The sequence below is a fragment of the Prauserella endophytica genome (assembly GCF_005146945.1).
In the GTDB taxonomy this organism is placed as follows: Bacteria; Actinomycetota; Actinomycetes; order Mycobacteriales; family Pseudonocardiaceae; genus Prauserella_A; species Prauserella_A endophytica.
In genome coordinates, this window is record NZ_SWMS01000012.1 from 175665 (window position 1) to 190289 (window position 14625).

The window sequence follows — 14625 nt, forward strand, 5'->3', positions numbered from 1 at the left end:
GTGGCCTTCACTGCGGCTAGGTGAGCAGGGTGCGCGGGTCGGGGTCGTCCAGCAAGGCCTCGATCGTGAGCCGCTCGGCCCAGCGGTCCGCGGCCCAGGCGAACGCCCTCGCCAGTCCCTCCGAGGTGTCGGCCGCGTGCAGGGCGCCGTCGAACCACCACGGCACCGCGCCCGCGCCCACGGTCAGCTTCTCGTGCACGACGACACCGCCGTCCGGCAGCTCGACACCGAGCAGGTCGGCGACCTCGCCGATCGCGGGCAGGTCCCGCCACGCGGCGAGCTCGCCCTCGCTCGTCACCTCGGCCGTCGTGACGTCACCGGCGAGCGGCAGGTCGAACAGCTCGGCCAGCGCCGGGGCGTCGGCGTAACCGGGCAGCGCGACGAGCCGGTTCGCCTGCCACGCCGCCGTCAGCCACGGCGCGTCCAGCACCGCCGCGTCCGCCGCGTCGGCGACGGAGCCGTCGAGCGCGCGAACGCGCGCGGGCGGGTCGACCTCCTCGGCGTACTCCGGCGGCAGGCCGGCCAGCGCCGCGTGCGCCCTGAGCACGAGCCCCGGCGGCAGCACGCGGTCGGGGTCGGCCAGCCGCGCGCACAGGTCCTCCGCGTCCTCGGCTGCCCTCGGCGTCAGGTCGCGGCGCACGCCGAGCGCCTCCAGCAGGTGGGTCGGCAGTCCGACGTCGGGCACCGGCTCGTAGAGCCCCGCCAGGTGCTCGGCCTCCGGCAGCCGCCACTCGCCGGGCGCGCGGTCTTCGAGCAACGCCGCCCGCGCGAGCCACCAGCGCGTGTGCCCCTCGGGTTCGCTCAGCGCGCGCCACGTCTCCGGTCGCGCCGCGAGGAGCCGCACGGTGGCGGGCCAGGCGTCGTCGGCGACCAGGTCGAGGTCGCGCACGGCGAGCACGCGCGCGGGCGGCGTCTCGCGGGAGTCCCACCACTCGTCCTCGTCCGGCAGGTCGTGGTCGGGTCCCGAGGGCTCCTCGTCGTCGACGACCACGAACGTGTCGAGCACGCCCACGCCCGTCAGCACGTCGTCCGGCCAGCGCCGCGCGAACCCGGCGTCCAGCACGTCGAGCGGCGCCTCCTCGCCGAGCGCCTCGGGATCGAGCACGTCCAGCAACGGGGACTCCGGGAGGACGAGCTCGTCGGCCCGCCGCCAGCCATCGCGCGCAGGCAGCGCGAGCGCGCCGAGGTCCTCACCGGAGGTCCCGCCAGCCAGGCGCAGCACGGTCTCCACGAGCGGCAGAACGTCCACTCCGGACAGCGCGTCCTCGACGCTGCGCTCCACGGCCTCCCGCAGCGCGGGCGCGGCCAGCAGGTCTCCGGGCCCGGCGAGCGTGGCGCCGAGCCGCCGCAGCAGCGGGTGCACGGCGTCGGGATGGACGATGTGCAGCCCGACGATGTGGGCGTCACCAACCGGTTCGGGGTCGTCCACCAGCAGCGCGCCCCTCGGCCCCGGCACCGTGCGGCCGTCGGCGAGCGGCACGGGCAGCGCGCCCAGCTCGTGGGGTGCGATCGCGTGCCGCTCGACGGCGTCGAACAGCACGGCGTAGAGCGCGTGCCACCACGAAGGCTCGCGCGTGATGCCGGTGACCGCCTCGACCAGTTCGGCGACGCCCACGGTGCTCGCGCCCACGCTCGCGAGAACCTTCGCGATCTCGGGCCCGCACAACGGGGCGGCGACGAGGCCGGGCAGCACGTCGGCCAGCAGCTCGGTCAGTCGGGGCTCGTCGGCGCCGAGCACGCGCGCCCGCTCGCCGGGCAGCTCGGCGCCCGAGGCGGCGGGTAACCACGAGTCCTCTGCGAGCCGACGCGTCACCAGCTCGCGCAGCTCGGTGTCCACTTCGGACATCGGAAACCCGGCTCTGGGCACGAGGGCGAGCCGGTACCGGGGCGCCACGCTCCGGACGAGTCCCGGGTAAGCCCGTGCCGCCGCGGCGAGCGCGTCACGAGTGGCGGTACCGGCGAGCACCCGGCGGCGCGACGGCTCCACCGGCACCGAGGCCAGCAGGCGGGCGGGCAGCGAGAGCCGCTCGTCGGTGGGCGTCGGCGTGTGGAGCACGTCCTGCTCGACCGGCCGCGGCACCCCGTCGGCGTCCACCGGGACCGCCCACACGCAGGCCTCGCCGGAATGCGTGAGCCAGCGCGTGCCCTGCCCGTCCGGTGCGGTCAGCTCCACGACGTCGCCATCGGCCGAACGCCGCCAGACCTCGCCGTCGACGTCGATCTCCGCGAGCCACGGCAGCGCCAGCAGCAGATCCGGCACCTCGGTACGGATGCGGTCGAGCACCTCGGTGTGCCCCTGGGTGCCCGTGCGCAGCGGCAGGCGCACCTCGGTGTCGAAGCCCTCGGGCACGGGTGGTTCGCCGGCGGTCACCGGCCACGGCAGCCGCAGGATCGGCACGGCCCCGTCCCGTCCGGACTCCGCGCGCGTGCGGTCCTCGGAGAACGCGACCCCGCCGGTGCGGGACACCACGCGCGGCGCCGACGTCACCGCAAGCACCGCGGCGAACCCGACACCGAACCGGCCGACCGCGCCCTCGCGCTTGCCCGACGCCCGCAGCGAAGCGAGCGCGGCCACGCCCTCGGCGTCCAGCGGAGCCCCGGTGTTCGCGACGCGCAGCTCACCGTCCACAACGGAAACCCGAATCCGCCCGGGCTCGCCGGAAGCCGCTGCCGCGTCGGCGGCGTTCTGGGCCAGCTCGACGAAGAGGCGGTCGCGGTAGCCGCCCGCCCTCAGGTCACGCTCGGCGTTGGTGTCCTCGGTGAACCGGGTCGGCGAATCCCGCCAGGCCCGCAGGACCGACGAGCGGAGCGCACCCGTCGCGAAGGGGTCAGGACTCGGCGGGCTGCTCACCGGCCGCCGGTTCCATGTCGAGCAGCGAGTCGTCGTAGACGAGTTCGGCGACCGGCACCGACGACGTCACCTCCACCTCGACCTCGGAGTGCGCGCCGCAGCCGTACTCGGTGTGCACCACGTGCCCGTCGGCTGGCGAGATCTCGTTGCCGCACACTCCGAAGGCCGCGCGCAGCGAGCCGCCGAGCTGGAGGTAGAAGCCGCACGTGCCGCACACGTCGGGGGCGCTGCGCGCCATGTCCGAGCGGGGCCCGAACTCACTTCGGTGCCACCTGGTCGCGGCCTCCTCGCGGCCGTAGCGCGAGAGCACCCGCACCCGGCCGAGACCCAGCTCGTGGGCCGTCTCCTCCACCTCGGGGTCGTCGGAGTCGAGGTAGGCGGGCGCGAGCCGGAGGTCGTCGGCGTCGGTCGGGAAGATGTCGCCGACCCCGAGGTCACCGGGACGCACGCGGTGCTCCCACGGCACCCACCGGGGGGCCACCAGCGCGTCCGGCCCCGGCCGCAGCACGACCTCGCTGACCGTCACGGGCTCGTCGACCCCGGCCGTGGCCACGGTCACCGACCAGTGCCAGCCCCGGTATCCGGCGAGCTTGGAGTCGAACAGGTGGGTCGCCGACACGGCGTCCTCGTGCTCGACGGCGACGTGCTCGCCAACGTGCTCCGCTCCCGCGTCGAGCACGGCGGCCTCACGCGCCAGCTCGACCGCATCGACCAGCTTCTGGCGAATCGCGCCGTCGTCGAGGGTGAGCAGCAGGGTCATAAGCACCAATTGTGCAGCACGTAACCCAGCGCGTTCGTGTCAGGCTGGTGACGTGAAGCGCGTCATGATTGTCGTCGCCGTCGTGGGGGCCGTCGGAGCCTGCGGAGCCGCCGCTGAGGACCCCGCTCCCGGCCCTGGCTCCGCCGAACGGCTGCGGGTCGAGGTGGTCGAGGAACTGCCCCACGACCCCCAGGCGTTCACCCAGGGCCTCGAGTTCGCGGGCGACACCCTCTACGAGGGCACCGGCCTCGTCGGCCGCTCGTCGCTGCGCGCGGGCCCGGCAGGTGGAGAGCCGACGCGGCAGGTCGCGCTGCCCGAGCCGCTCTTCGGCGAGGGCATCACCGTGGTCGACACCACGATCTGGCAGCTGACCTGGCAGAACGGCGTCGCCATCGAGCGCGACGCGCAGACGCTCGCCGAGCGGCGCCGCGTCGAGTACTCCGGCGAGGGCTGGGGAATCTGCCACCAGCCGGACCGCGACCGGCTCGTCATGAGCGACGGCACGTCCACGCTGACGTTCCGCGACCCCCGGACCTTCGCCGAGACGGGCTCGGTGACGGTCGCCGACGCGGGCCGTCGGATCGAGGACCTCAACGAGCTGGAATGCGTCGGCGACGCCGTCTACGCCAACGTCTGGCAGACCGACGAGATCGTGCGGATCGACTCCAGCACCGGCGCCGTGACCGCCCGGATCGACGCCTCCGGGCTGCTCGAGCCCGGCGAGGAGGAGGGCGCCGACGTGCTCAACGGCATCGCCGCGTATCCGGGGACGGACCAGTTCCTGATCACTGGGAAGCTGTGGCCCAAGATGTTCAGGGTGAATCTCGTCCCGGTGTCCTGATCGCGCAGCGCGGGACGCCCTGAGTACGGCAGGATTGGGTACATGCGTTCGAGCAGGAGGGGCAAGCGGAAATGGACGCCCGAACCGGGGGCGAACCAGCCGCCTGCTGAGCGCACCCGCGTCAACCCGCCGCCGAGGCCGACCAGGGCCTACCGCCCCGAGCCCGCTCCGCAGCCGACCGCCGACGACGCCCCGACCGGGGCCGTGCCGGTGCAGACCCCGCCCGCTTCGTCGCAGTCGCAGCCGCCACCCCACCAGCCGCCGCCGGGACCACACCGGGGCGCCCGCCCGTACCCGCCGCCTCCGCCGAGGCCGTGGAACCAGCCGCCACCCCCGCCGCAGCCTCCTCGGAACTACGAGCGCTACGACACCGGCGGCTACGCGCCCGGCCAGCCGAGGGACAGCGACGACCCGGGCAGGCAGGCGGACGACGACAAGACCCGCGCCGAGCACCGCTTCGACGGCGCCGACAACAGCCTGCCGAAGCTGCCGAAGAAGCTCACCGTCACGCGCGTCGCCGCGTTGCGCAGCCGGCAGCTCTCGGGCCAGGCCGTCGACGCCTTCCGCAGGGCCACCAAGGCCGACGGCGCGGAGAAGTCAGGGCTCACGTCGCTGACCTACGCGGTGATGCTCAACTACGCCAGCGACGCCGCCATGGCCGTCGCGCTGGCGAACACGCTCTTCTTCGCGGCCAGCAGCGGCGAGAGCCGCGGCAAGGTCGCGCTGTACCTGCTGATCACCATCGCGCCGTTCGCGCTCGTCGCTCCCGTGATCGGCCCGGCGCTCGACAAGATCCAGCGGGGCCGCAGGCTCGCGATGTGCGTGGCGTCGGCCGGGCAGGCGCTCATGTGCGTGCTGATGGCGCTGAACTTCGACTCGTGGGTGCTCTACCCCGCCGCGCTCGGGAAGATGGTGCTCTCGAAGTCGTTCATGGTGCTCAAGGCTGCCGTGACGCCACGCGTGCTGCCGCCCGAGATCACACTGTCGAAGACCAATGCGCGGCTCGCCGTGTTCGGGCTCGCAGCCGGCGGCGCGTTCGGCGCCGTGGCCGCCGGCATCAACTCCGTCATCGGCTCGGCGGGCGCGCTCTGGTTCACGGCCGCCATCTGCGTGGCCGGTGCGGCGCAGGCGATGCGGATCCCGTCGTGGGTCGAGGTCACCGAGGGCGAGGTGCCCGCGTCCCTCAGCCAGCGCATGCCGGTGCAGAAGAAACGCCAGCCGATGGGCAGGCACATCGTGGTCGCGTTGTGGGGCAACGGGACCATCCGCGTGCTCACCGGCTTCCTGATGATGTTCGCCGCGTTCGCGGTGAAGGCGCAGACCGAGGAGGGCAACTACAGCCCCTTCATGCAGCTGCTGCTGCTCGGCATCATCGGCGCCGCGGCCGGTGCGGGCGGCTTCCTCGGCAACGCGCTGGGCTCGCGCATGCACTTCGGCAAGTCCGACCAGGTGGTGCTCGGCTGCGTCGCGGCGACGCTCGCGTCGACGATCCTCGCGGCACTGCTGGCCGGGCTCGCGACCGCGGCCGTGGTGGGTCTCGTCGGCGCCACCGCGAGCGCGCTCGCCAAGAACAGCCTCGACGCCGTGATCCAGGACGACCTGCCCGAGGAGTCCCGCGCGTCGGCGTTCGGCCGTTCCGAGACGGTGCTGCAGCTGGCGTGGGTGTTCGGCGGCGCGGTTGGTCTGCTGCTGCCGCCGACGTACTGGATCGGCTTCCTGGTGGTGTCGGTCCTGCTCGCGCTCGGGCTCACACAGACCTACCTCGTGCGCAAGGGTTCCTCGCTCGTCCCCGGCCTCGGCGGGGACCGGCCACTGCGCCCCGATCCCGCCGGTGCCAGGCGGGGACCGTAATCTTCGGGCCATGCGACGTGCGGTAGTGGCGGTCCTCGGTGCCGCGGCGGTGGTTCTGGCGGGCTGCTCCGGCACCCATTTCCCGGAGGTCACCTTCTACGCCGACGGCGAGTCGGTGGCAGCCGAGCCGATGGACCAGTACTGCGACGGCATGTTGAAGGAATGCGAGCCCGCGGGTGAGCGCGTGTCGCTGAAGGTGCGGCCAGGCAAGTCCGTCCAGGTGTCGCTGCCCTCGGAGGTCACGAGCACCGTGTGGACGCTGTACGCGGAGTACCGCGACGCGTCCGGCGCCGTGAAGTTGCTGCCCCCGCGCACGTTCACCGACCGCGACGATCCCCAGCAGGCCGTCACGGTCACGCCGGAGAAGCCGACCGACCAGCTGCTGACGGTGGAGATCCAGCAGCTCGGTGGCGTGTACGCCGCCGATCAGCAGGGCAACCCGATCCTCGACGAGAACGGCAATCCCCAGCTGCTCGCTCGCGGCGTGTGGTCGCTGAAGATCGACCCGGCCTGACCCCGTTGACCCGCTGAGCCCGAAGCCCGCGGTGAAGGCCACCATGCCTGCGCCCACCCGTCTCCCACCACCACCCAAACGGAGACGCTGCGCGCCACTGTGTTCGATCAACGCAGTGAAGGTGGCCTTCACTGCGGCTTTGGGGCAGCTGAGGGCTGAGCGGGTTAGGGGTCGAGGTCCCTGGCGACGGCGCGCATGACCTCGGCGATCCGCTTGATGTTCTTGCGGTCCGGGTAACGGCCACGGCGCAGGTCCGGCTGAACCCGCATCTCCAGGAGCTTGATCATGTCCTCGATCAGGCCGTGCAACTCCTCGGCGGGGCGCCTGCGCGCCTCGGCCACCGAGGGCGGCGGGTCGAGCAGCCGGACGGAGAGTGCCTGGGGCCCGCGCCTGCCGTCGGCGACGCCGAACTCCAGCCGCTGCCCGGCCTTGAGGGCCTCCACCCCCTGCGGTAGCGCGGACTTCCGAATGTAGACGTCCTCTCCGCCATCCTGCGTGACGAAGCCGAACCCCTTGTCCGCGTCGTACCACTTGACCTTGCCGGTCGGCACTGCCCTCACCCGTTCCTTCGCTACTCCTGCAACGCGCCCGGCCGCAGTGGCCGGCCCCGCACGACGAACGCGCCCCAGGTGCGTACCCAGGACGCGTATCCACCAAGCCTATCTCGCCACACACCGTACGGAGAAGGACATAACGCGCTCTAAGATGGCGACATGGAGACCGCCGTCCGCGACACCGCCCGTAAGTCCTGGTTGATGAGGCTCGGCATCGCGCTGTTCGCCCTCGGCATGCTGGCCGTGATCGTCGTGTTCGTACTCTTCGCCGCCGGGCTCGAGGACCTGCCCGTGTGGCTGTCGGCGGCCGCGGGCGTGATCACGCCGCTCGGTCTCGGCCTGGGCCTCATCGCGCTGGTCCGCGAACACCGCCAGCGTTAGTCGCTGTTCGCCGCCAGCCAGTCCGGGAACTCGGCGAGCGAGCCGAGCACCACGTCCGCGCCTGCCGCCAGCAGTTGCTCACGCGTGCACGGTCCCGTGACGACGCCGACGGCGAGCGCCCCCGCGGCCTTCGCGCCCTCCATGTCCCCGGTGTAGTCGCCGACGTAGGCCACCGCGCCGTGCTCGGTGAGCGCCACCGCCTTGCCGGTCGCCCACAGGTCGCCCACGAGCGCGTCGACATCGAACGCGAGCGCCTTCACGTGCAGTGCCGCGTTGGGCTCGTACTTGCCCGTCACGACCAGCGTCGTGCCGCCGAGCCGGTGCACGGCTCCCAGCGACTCGGCCGCGCCGGGCAGCGCGACCGTGCGCGGGACCACCACGTCCGGGTAGATCTCGCGGAACCGGGAGACGAGCTCTGGAATGCGCTCCTCCGGGGTCTCGAACCCGCGTAGCACGTGGTCGAGCGGCGGACCCAGGTTGGCCGCGAAGTACTCGCCGTCGAGCGGGTAACCGCTCTCCTCGGCGAGCTCGCCCATGGCCGCGATCATGCCCGACCGAGGGTCGATCAACGTCATGTCCAGGTCGAAACCGACACACCCCACACGTATCCCCACCAGCTCACCGTATCGGGTCGCCGCGTTTGACATTCGAACGGAGGATGTCGAGCTTCTTGACACCAGACGTGTCTGTGTCAAGCTGAATACGTGTCGCAGGTCACTTCATTCACCGAACGCACGAAGGCGTCGCTGCGGGAGCAGCTGCTCGACGCCGCCACCGACCTGCTGCCCGCACGCGGGTACGCGGGGCTGCGGATGGCCGACGTCGCGGCGAAGGTGGGGGTGAGCAGGCAGACCGTCTACAACGAGTTCGGCAGCAAGGCCGCGCTCGTGCAGGCGGTGGCACTGCGCACGATGGCCGAGTTCGCCGAGGGCATCCAGCAGCGGCTCGACGCCGCGGCCGACGTGCTCACCGGTGTCCACGACGCGACCGTGTTCACCATCGAGCACGCGCGGCGCAACCGGCTGGTCGCCGCCGCGCTCGGCACCGAGGCAGGCGAGGACCTGCTGCCCTACCTCACCACGCGCGGCGAGCCGATCCTGCGCGCCGCGGGTGAGGTGGCCGTGGCCTACCTGCGCGACCGGCTGCCCGGACTGTCCGATCCGGACTTCGTCGCCGAGACCCAGATCCGGCTCACGCTGAGCTACCTGGTGTTGCCGACTCACACGGCCGAGGAGGCGGCGGACGGAGTCTGCACCGTGCTGACGGCACTGATCCATTCGTCCACAACGGAGTGAAACGGAAGGGATGACCATGACCGGAACCATCGCACCGCACCGGGAAGGCTTTCAGTCACTGCGCCGCGGCGGGCTCAACTGGGAGTCGTTCCCGCTGCGCCTGTTCGTCAAGGGCAACAAGAAGTTCTGGAACCCCGCGGACATCGACTTCAGCGCCGACCGCGCCGACTGGGAGTCGCTGAACGACGAGGAACGCCGCTCGGCGACGTACCTGTGCGCGCAGTTCATCGCGGGCGAGGAGGCGGTGACCGAGGACATCCAGCCGTTCATGCAGGCGATGGCGGCCGAAGGCAGGCTCGCCGACGAGATGTACCTGACGCAGTTCTGCTTCGAGGAAGCCAAGCACACCGAGGTGTTCCGGCGCTGGATGGACGCCGTCGGGCTCACCGACGACCTCCATCCCTATGTCGCCGAGAACCCCCACTACCGCAAGCTCTTCTACGAGGAGCTGCCCGAGTCGTTGCACGTGCTGGCGAGCGATCCTAGCCCCGTCAACCAGATCCGCGCGAGCGTCACCTACAACCACGTCATCGAGGGCAGTCTGGCGCTCACCGGGTACTACGCGTGGCAGAAGGTCTGTACCGTGCGCGGCATCCTGCCCGGCATGCAGGAGCTGGTCCGCCGCATCGGCGACGACGAGCGCAGGCACATGGCGTGGGGCACCTTCACGTGCCGCAGGCACATCGCGGCCGACGACTCGCTGTGGGAGGTCGTCCAGCAACGCATGGGTGAGCTGCTGCCGCACGCGCTCGGCATGATCGAGTGGGTCAACGCCCAGTTCGAGGAACCGCCCTTCGGCATCGACAACCAGGAGTTCGTCCAGTACGCGGCCGACCGGGCACAGCGCAGGCTCGGCGCGATCGAGTCGGCGAGGGGCGCCGACGTCGCCGCCATCGACGTGGACTACTCACCGGAGCAACTGGAGGAGACCTTCGGTAGCGAGGACGCGAAGGCGTTCGCGGAGGTCGCTGGCTGATCATCGGCTAGGCTGCGCGGAAAAGGGGCGAGAACTCCGGGAGAAGCGTGCCGTTCCTGCTGTCGCGACTGCTTGCCAGGTTCAGCGTGCTCACGAGCTGGGCCACGCCCGTCGCGGTGATCCTGGTCGTCTTCGGGACGAGCTGGCCGCTCATGGCGCTGGCCGAGCCCGCGGGCAGCGAGCTGGTGCGGCCCGGCAACTACTGGTGGTACTTCGTGATCACCACGTCGACCGTCGGCTACGGCGACTTCTTCCCGGAAACGGTGCCCGGCCGCGTGGTGGGCGCCTACGTGGTCGTCGGCGGCATCACCGCGCTCACAACGGTGTTCACCAAGATCGCGTCCGTGCTCGAACGGCGAAGGGGACGGCGAATGCAGGGTTCCGGGACCGTCGACGCGGCAGGTCACGTCGTGCTCATCGGCTACACCCCCGGCCGCACCGAGCGCATCGCGGCCGAGCTGCTGGCCGATACCACGGCGAACAGGCTCGTGCTGTGCGCTTGGGACGACGTCGGCGCGCACCCGATGGCCGACCAGCCCGTCGACTACGTGCGGGGCGACCTCACCGACGACGACGTGCTGCGCCGGGCCGGCGTGCACCGCGCCGCCGGGGTGCTCGTGGACGCCCGCGACGACAACGAGGCGCTCGCGATCGCGCTCGCGGTCGACCACCTCACCCGCGAGGCGCACACCGTGGTGACGCTGCGGGACCTCGCGCGCACGTCGCTGCTCGGCTACATCGGCGAGCGGATCCGCTGCATCCAGTGGCACACGCCCCGGATGATCACCGAGGAGCTGCAGTCGCCCGGCATCGCGGAGGTGTACGCGGAGCTGATGACCCACGGCGGCGCCAACACCTACTCGGTCACGATGCCCGAGGCGGCGGGCGCGGTGCGGGCGGGGCACCTCCGCACCGCGCTGGGCCGCCGTCACGGCGCGACGCTGCTCGCCGCCCGCACCGGAGGCCGGCTCCTGGTCAACCCCGGCTGGGACGACGAGCTGACACCGGGCGCGGTGCTGTACTACGTCGGCTCGCGACGGCTGACATCCGAGGAGGTCGCGGGCGCGTTGCGTGCCTAGGAGCGCTGAACAACCGTTGCCCTGCGCGACGCCCAGACGGCGCCTCGCCGCGTTGCCGGAAATCCCGAGCACGACCCGATAGAGGGCTTCCCTCCGCCTTGCTGGGCTCGGGTGCCCGGTGTCCCGCAAGGACCTCGGGTGGCGAGTGTCCCGCAAGGACACCGCCGCCTGATCGCCGCTCGCTACGGGCGGGGCTGTTCAGCACACTCCTAGGCGTGCTTCAGCCGCGCGACGTCCTCGAGTCCCAGCAGTTCCACGGACTTTGCGCGCATCTCGACCTTGCGGACCTTGCCGGTGACCGTCATCGGGAACTCCTCGACGACGTGGACGTAGCGCGGGATCTTGTAGTGCGCGAGCTTGCCTGCGCAGAACTCGCGCAGGCTCTCGGCGGTCAGCGCCTCGGCGCCCTCCCGCATCCGGACCCACGCCATCAGCTCCTCGCCGTACTTGGCGTCGGGCACGCCGATCACCTGCGCGTCGATGATGTCCGGGTGCGTGTAGAGGAACTCCTCGATCTCCCTCGGGTAGATGTTCTCGCCACCGCGGATCACCATGTCCTTGATGCGACCGGTGATGTTCACGTAGCCCTCGTCGTCCATCACCGCGAGGTCGCCGGTGTGCATCCAGCGTGCCGCGTCGATCGCCTCGGCCGTCTTGTCCGGCTGCTCCCAGTACCCGAGCATCACCGAGTACCCGCGCGTGCACAGCTCGCCCGGCTCCCCGCGCGGCGCGGTGAGGCCCGTCTCCGGGTCGACGATCTTGACCTCGAGGTGCGGGCCGACCCGGCCGACCGTCGAGACGCGGCGCTCGATCGAGTCGTCCGCGCGCGTCTGCGTGGACACCGGCGAGGTCTCCGTCATGCCGTAGCAGATCGACACCTCCGCCATGCCCATCCGCTCGATGACCTGCTTCATCACCTCGACGGGGCACGGCGAGCCCGCCATGATGCCGGTGCGCAGCGACGAGAGGTCGAACGACTCGAACGACGGATCGGACAGCTCGGCGATGAACATCGTCGGCACGCCGTACAACGACGTGCAGCGCTCCGCCTGCACGGCCTCCAGCGTGGCCTTCGGCTCGAAGGACGGCGCCGGGATCACCATGCACGCGCCGTGGCTCGTGGCCGCGAGGTTGCCCATCACCATGCCGAAGCAGTGGTAGAAGGGCACCGGGATGCAGATGCGGTCGGCTTCGGTGTAGCCGCACAGCTCGCCGACGAAGAAGCCGTTGTTGAGGATGTTGTGGTGGCTGAGCGTCGCGCCCTTAGGGAAGCCCGTGGTGCCCGACGTGTACTGGATGTTGATGGGGTCGTCGGCGCTGAGCGTGGCCTGCACCTCAGCGAGCCGCGCGCGGTCGGCCTGCCGCCCGGTGTCCAGCAGCGCCGTCCAGTCGCCGCTGCCGAGCAGGATGACGTCGGTCAACGCCTCGCAGCGCGGTCGGACCTCGGCGATCATGCCGGCGTAGTCGGAGGTCTTGAACTTCTCCGCGGCCACCAGCATGCGGATGCCCGCCTGGTTGAGCACGTACTCCAGTTCGTGCGAGCGGTACGCGGGGTTGATGTTCACGAGAATCGCGCCGATCTTCGCCGTCGCGTACTGCGTGAAGGTCCACTCGGCACAGTTCGGCGCCCAGATGCCCACCCGGTCGCCCTTGCCGATCCCCTTCTCCAGCAGGCCGAGCGCGAGCGCGTCGACCTCGGCGGCCAGTTCGCGGTAGGTCCACCGCTGCCCCTTCGGCCGGTCGACGAGTGCGTCGCGGTCGCCGAAGCTCTGGACGGTGCGGTCGAGGTTGTCGCCGATCGTGTCGCCGAGCAAGGGGACGTCGGAGACACCGGATGAGTAACTGGGAACTGCGGGCGCGTGCGGCATGATGCCCCTCCTCCACGTCGGCTATGACGGCTCGGTCGAAGTCTAGGAACGCCAGGTGGAACCGGCCATCTGCAAATGGAGGGGATCGCGCCACCCGATCGACCTATTGTCGGCGTATGCGCCTGTACCTCGTCGATGCCTTCACCGACCGGCCCTTCTCGGGCAACCCCGCCGGCGTCGTGCTGCTGGACGAGCCCGCCGACGCGGGCTGGATGCAGCACGTCGCCGCCGAGTTGAAGCACTCGGAGACCGCGTTCGTGGTGACGGAGGAGGAGGAACCGAAGCCGCTGCGCTGGTTCACGCCCACCACGGAGGTCGACCTGTGCGGGCACGCGACGCTCGCCACGGCGCACGTCCTCGGCGGCGAGCAGGTGTTTCGCACCCGCTCCGGTGAGCTGCGCTGCACGGCGGCGGATGGCCGCGTTTCGATGGAGTTTCCCGCCGATCCGCCGAAACCGGCCGAGGTGGACGTGTCGGCGGGACTGCCAGGGCTCACGCCCGAGCACGTCGCCAGGGGTGTGTCGGATGTGCTCGTGGTGGTCGGAGACGCCGCACTGGTGCGCGGCGCCGAGCCCGACCTCGGCGCGCTCGCGGAGGTGGACGCGCGCTGCGTCATCCTCAGCGCGCCCGGCGACCGGCCAGGCATCGACTTCGTCAGCCGGGTGTTCGGCCCCGCGGTCGGCGTGCCGGAGGACCCGGTGACGGGCTCCGCGCACTGCACGCTCGCTCCCTACTGGACGGAGCGGCTGGGCCGCACGGAGCTGGTGGGCGAGCAGGCGTCGGCACGGGGCGGCACCGTGCACACGGCTCTGCTGGGTGAGCGGGTCCGGCTCTCGGGCTCCGCCGTCACCGTCGCCGAGGGCGAGCTGCTGGTCTGATGCGTCTCTACGTCGTCGACGCGTTCACCGACCGGGCCTTCGCGGGCAACCCGGCCGGGGTGGTGCTGCTGGACGAACCGGTCGACGCCGAGTGGATGCGGCACGTGGCCGCGGAACTGCGGCACGCCGACACGGCGTTTGTCGTGCTCGGCGAGGAGCCGGAACCGCTGCGCTGGTTCACCCCGCTCGCCGAGGTGAACCTCTGCGGGCACGCGACGCTCGCCACCACGCACGTGCTCGGAGGGTCGCACGTCTTCACCACCCGCGTGGGCGAGCTGCGGTGCGAGTCGCGCGACGGCTGGGTGCACCTCGACCTGCCCGCCGACGTGCCGGTGCCCGCGAGTGACGACGTCTCGGCACTGCTGCCGGGCGTCGGGATCGAGGACGTCACCCGCACCTCCGACGACATTCTCGTGCGGGCGGCCACGGCCGGGCAGGTGCGGGCCGTCGAGCCGGACCTCGCGGGGCTGGCCGTGCTCGAAGTGCCGTGTGGGGTGACGGTGACCGCGCCGGGCGACCGGCCTGGGCTCGACTTCGTGAGCCGGGTGTTCGCGCCCAAGGTCGGCATCCCCGAGGACCCGGTCACCGGTTCGGCACACTGCGCCCTGGCGCCGTACTGGGCGGAGCGACTGGGCCGCACCGAGCTGGTGGGCGAGCAGGCGTCCCCTCGCGGCGGCATGGTCCGCATGCGCCTGCGTGGTGACCGCGTACACCTGTCGGGGCAGGCGGTGACGGTCTTCGCGGGGTCACTGAACTGCTGAGCCGCCGCGACCGGCA

14 protein-coding genes are annotated in these 14625 nt (G+C 71.7%); 9 read left to right on the forward strand and 5 right to left on the reverse strand.

Annotation, left to right across the window (positions count from 1 at the left end):
- Positions 1 to 16: 16 nt before the first annotated feature.
- Positions 17 to 2851 (reverse strand): sacsin N-terminal ATP-binding-like domain-containing protein, encoded by a 2835-nt coding sequence (locus FCN18_RS22020; protein ID WP_112264452.1) that lies wholly within the window; start codon positions 2849 to 2851, stop codon positions 17 to 19.
- Positions 2829 to 3611: a DUF3027 domain-containing protein gene (locus FCN18_RS22025; protein WP_112264454.1), complete on the reverse strand. Its 783-nt coding sequence runs from the start codon at positions 3609 to 3611 to the stop codon at positions 2829 to 2831. Before FCN18_RS22025 ends, FCN18_RS22020 begins: the two co-directional genes overlap by 23 nt.
- Before the next feature lie 64 nt (positions 3612 to 3675).
- Here FCN18_RS22025 and FCN18_RS22030 point away from each other — a divergent pair, with 64 nt between their 5' ends.
- Genes FCN18_RS22030 through FCN18_RS22040 form a run of 3 tightly spaced genes read left to right on the forward strand, consistent with a single transcriptional unit; the run spans position 3676 to position 6817 of the window.
- Positions 3676 to 4452: a glutaminyl-peptide cyclotransferase gene (locus FCN18_RS22030; protein WP_112264456.1), complete on the forward strand. Its 777-nt coding sequence runs from the start codon at positions 3676 to 3678 to the stop codon at positions 4450 to 4452.
- A gap of 42 nt (positions 4453 to 4494) precedes the next feature.
- The gene (locus FCN18_RS22035) at positions 4495 to 6303 is read left to right on the forward strand and encodes an MFS transporter (RefSeq protein WP_112264458.1); all 1809 of its coding nucleotides are present in this window, start codon (positions 4495 to 4497) and stop codon (positions 6301 to 6303) included.
- Between the two features lie 10 nt (positions 6304 to 6313).
- The gene (locus FCN18_RS22040) at positions 6314 to 6817 is read left to right on the forward strand and encodes a DUF2771 family protein (RefSeq protein ID WP_112264460.1); all 504 of its coding nucleotides are present in this window, start codon (positions 6314 to 6316) and stop codon (positions 6815 to 6817) included.
- A gap of 164 nt (positions 6818 to 6981) precedes the next feature.
- Here FCN18_RS22040 and FCN18_RS22045 read toward each other — a convergent pair whose 3' ends face one another.
- A complete protein-coding gene (locus FCN18_RS22045; RefSeq protein WP_110343278.1) occupies positions 6982 to 7368 on the reverse strand; it encodes a cold-shock protein in 387 nt (128 codons plus the stop codon).
- Positions 7369 to 7530: 162 nt separating this feature from the next.
- Between FCN18_RS22045 and FCN18_RS22050 the strand changes: the two genes are divergently transcribed.
- A complete protein-coding gene (locus FCN18_RS22050; protein WP_112264462.1) occupies positions 7531 to 7752 on the forward strand; it encodes a hypothetical protein in 222 nt (73 codons plus the stop codon).
- Here FCN18_RS22050 and FCN18_RS22055 read toward each other — a convergent pair.
- Positions 7749 to 8366 (reverse strand): HAD family hydrolase, encoded by a 618-nt coding sequence (locus FCN18_RS22055; RefSeq protein ID WP_267285371.1) that lies wholly within the window; start codon positions 8364 to 8366, stop codon positions 7749 to 7751. The genes FCN18_RS22050 and FCN18_RS22055 overlap by 4 nt on opposite strands.
- A 90-nt stretch (positions 8367 to 8456) precedes the next feature.
- Here FCN18_RS22055 and FCN18_RS22060 point away from each other — a divergent pair, with 90 nt between their 5' ends.
- From FCN18_RS22060 to FCN18_RS22070, 3 genes are read left to right on the forward strand one after another with little or no spacing between them, the layout of a single operon-like run.
- A complete protein-coding gene (locus FCN18_RS22060; RefSeq protein WP_112264466.1) occupies positions 8457 to 9047 on the forward strand; it encodes a TetR/AcrR family transcriptional regulator in 591 nt (196 codons plus the stop codon).
- Between the two features lie 16 nt (positions 9048 to 9063).
- Entirely contained in the window at positions 9064 to 10023 is a 960-nt protein-coding gene (locus FCN18_RS22065) for a R2-like ligand-binding oxidase (RefSeq protein ID WP_112264711.1), read from the forward strand.
- A gap of 47 nt (positions 10024 to 10070) precedes the next feature.
- Positions 10071 to 11102 carry an ion channel gene (locus tag FCN18_RS22070; protein WP_137095999.1) on the forward strand — a complete coding sequence of 344 codons (1032 nt, stop codon included), beginning with the start codon at positions 10071 to 10073 and terminating at the stop codon, positions 11100 to 11102.
- A gap of 209 nt (positions 11103 to 11311) precedes the next feature.
- Here FCN18_RS22070 and FCN18_RS22075 read toward each other — a convergent pair whose 3' ends face one another.
- A complete protein-coding gene (locus tag FCN18_RS22075; protein WP_137096000.1) occupies positions 11312 to 12970 on the reverse strand; it encodes an AMP-binding protein in 1659 nt (552 codons plus the stop codon).
- Between the two features lie 116 nt (positions 12971 to 13086).
- On the opposite strand from FCN18_RS22075, the gene FCN18_RS22080 reads away from it, so the two are divergent.
- Positions 13087 to 13848: a PhzF family phenazine biosynthesis protein gene (locus FCN18_RS22080; protein WP_137096001.1), complete on the forward strand. Its 762-nt coding sequence runs from the start codon at positions 13087 to 13089 to the stop codon at positions 13846 to 13848.
- Positions 13848 to 14609 (forward strand): PhzF family phenazine biosynthesis protein, encoded by a 762-nt coding sequence (locus tag FCN18_RS22085; protein WP_137096002.1) that lies wholly within the window; start codon positions 13848 to 13850, stop codon positions 14607 to 14609. The genes FCN18_RS22080 and FCN18_RS22085 overlap by 1 nt, the downstream gene beginning before the upstream one ends.
- Positions 14610 to 14625 lie beyond the last annotated feature (16 nt).

Bases quoted from the DNA above. Each gene is read 5' to 3' on its own strand.
- FCN18_RS22040 (WP_112264460.1), top strand. From the start codon at position 6,314: ATGCGACGTGCGGTAGTGGCGGTCCTCGGTGCCGCGGCGGTGGTTCTG.
- FCN18_RS22050 (WP_112264462.1), top strand. From the start codon at position 7,531: ATGGAGACCGCCGTCCGCGACACCGCCCGTAAGTCCTGGTTGATGAGG.
- FCN18_RS22080 (WP_137096001.1), top strand. From the start codon at position 13,087: ATGCGCCTGTACCTCGTCGATGCCTTCACCGACCGGCCCTTCTCGGGC.
- FCN18_RS22030 (WP_112264456.1), top strand. From the start codon at position 3,676: ATGATTGTCGTCGCCGTCGTGGGGGCCGTCGGAGCCTGCGGAGCCGCC.
- FCN18_RS22025 (WP_112264454.1), bottom strand. From the start codon at position 3,611: ATGACCCTGCTGCTCACCCTCGACGACGGCGCGATTCGCCAGAAGCTG.
- FCN18_RS22035 (WP_112264458.1), top strand. From the start codon at position 4,495: ATGCGTTCGAGCAGGAGGGGCAAGCGGAAATGGACGCCCGAACCGGGG.
- FCN18_RS22075 (WP_137096000.1), bottom strand. From the start codon at position 12,970: ATGCCGCACGCGCCCGCAGTTCCCAGTTACTCATCCGGTGTCTCCGAC.
- FCN18_RS22065 (WP_112264711.1), top strand. From the start codon at position 9,064: ATGACCGGAACCATCGCACCGCACCGGGAAGGCTTTCAGTCACTGCGC.
- FCN18_RS22085 (WP_137096002.1), top strand. From the start codon at position 13,848: ATGCGTCTCTACGTCGTCGACGCGTTCACCGACCGGGCCTTCGCGGGC.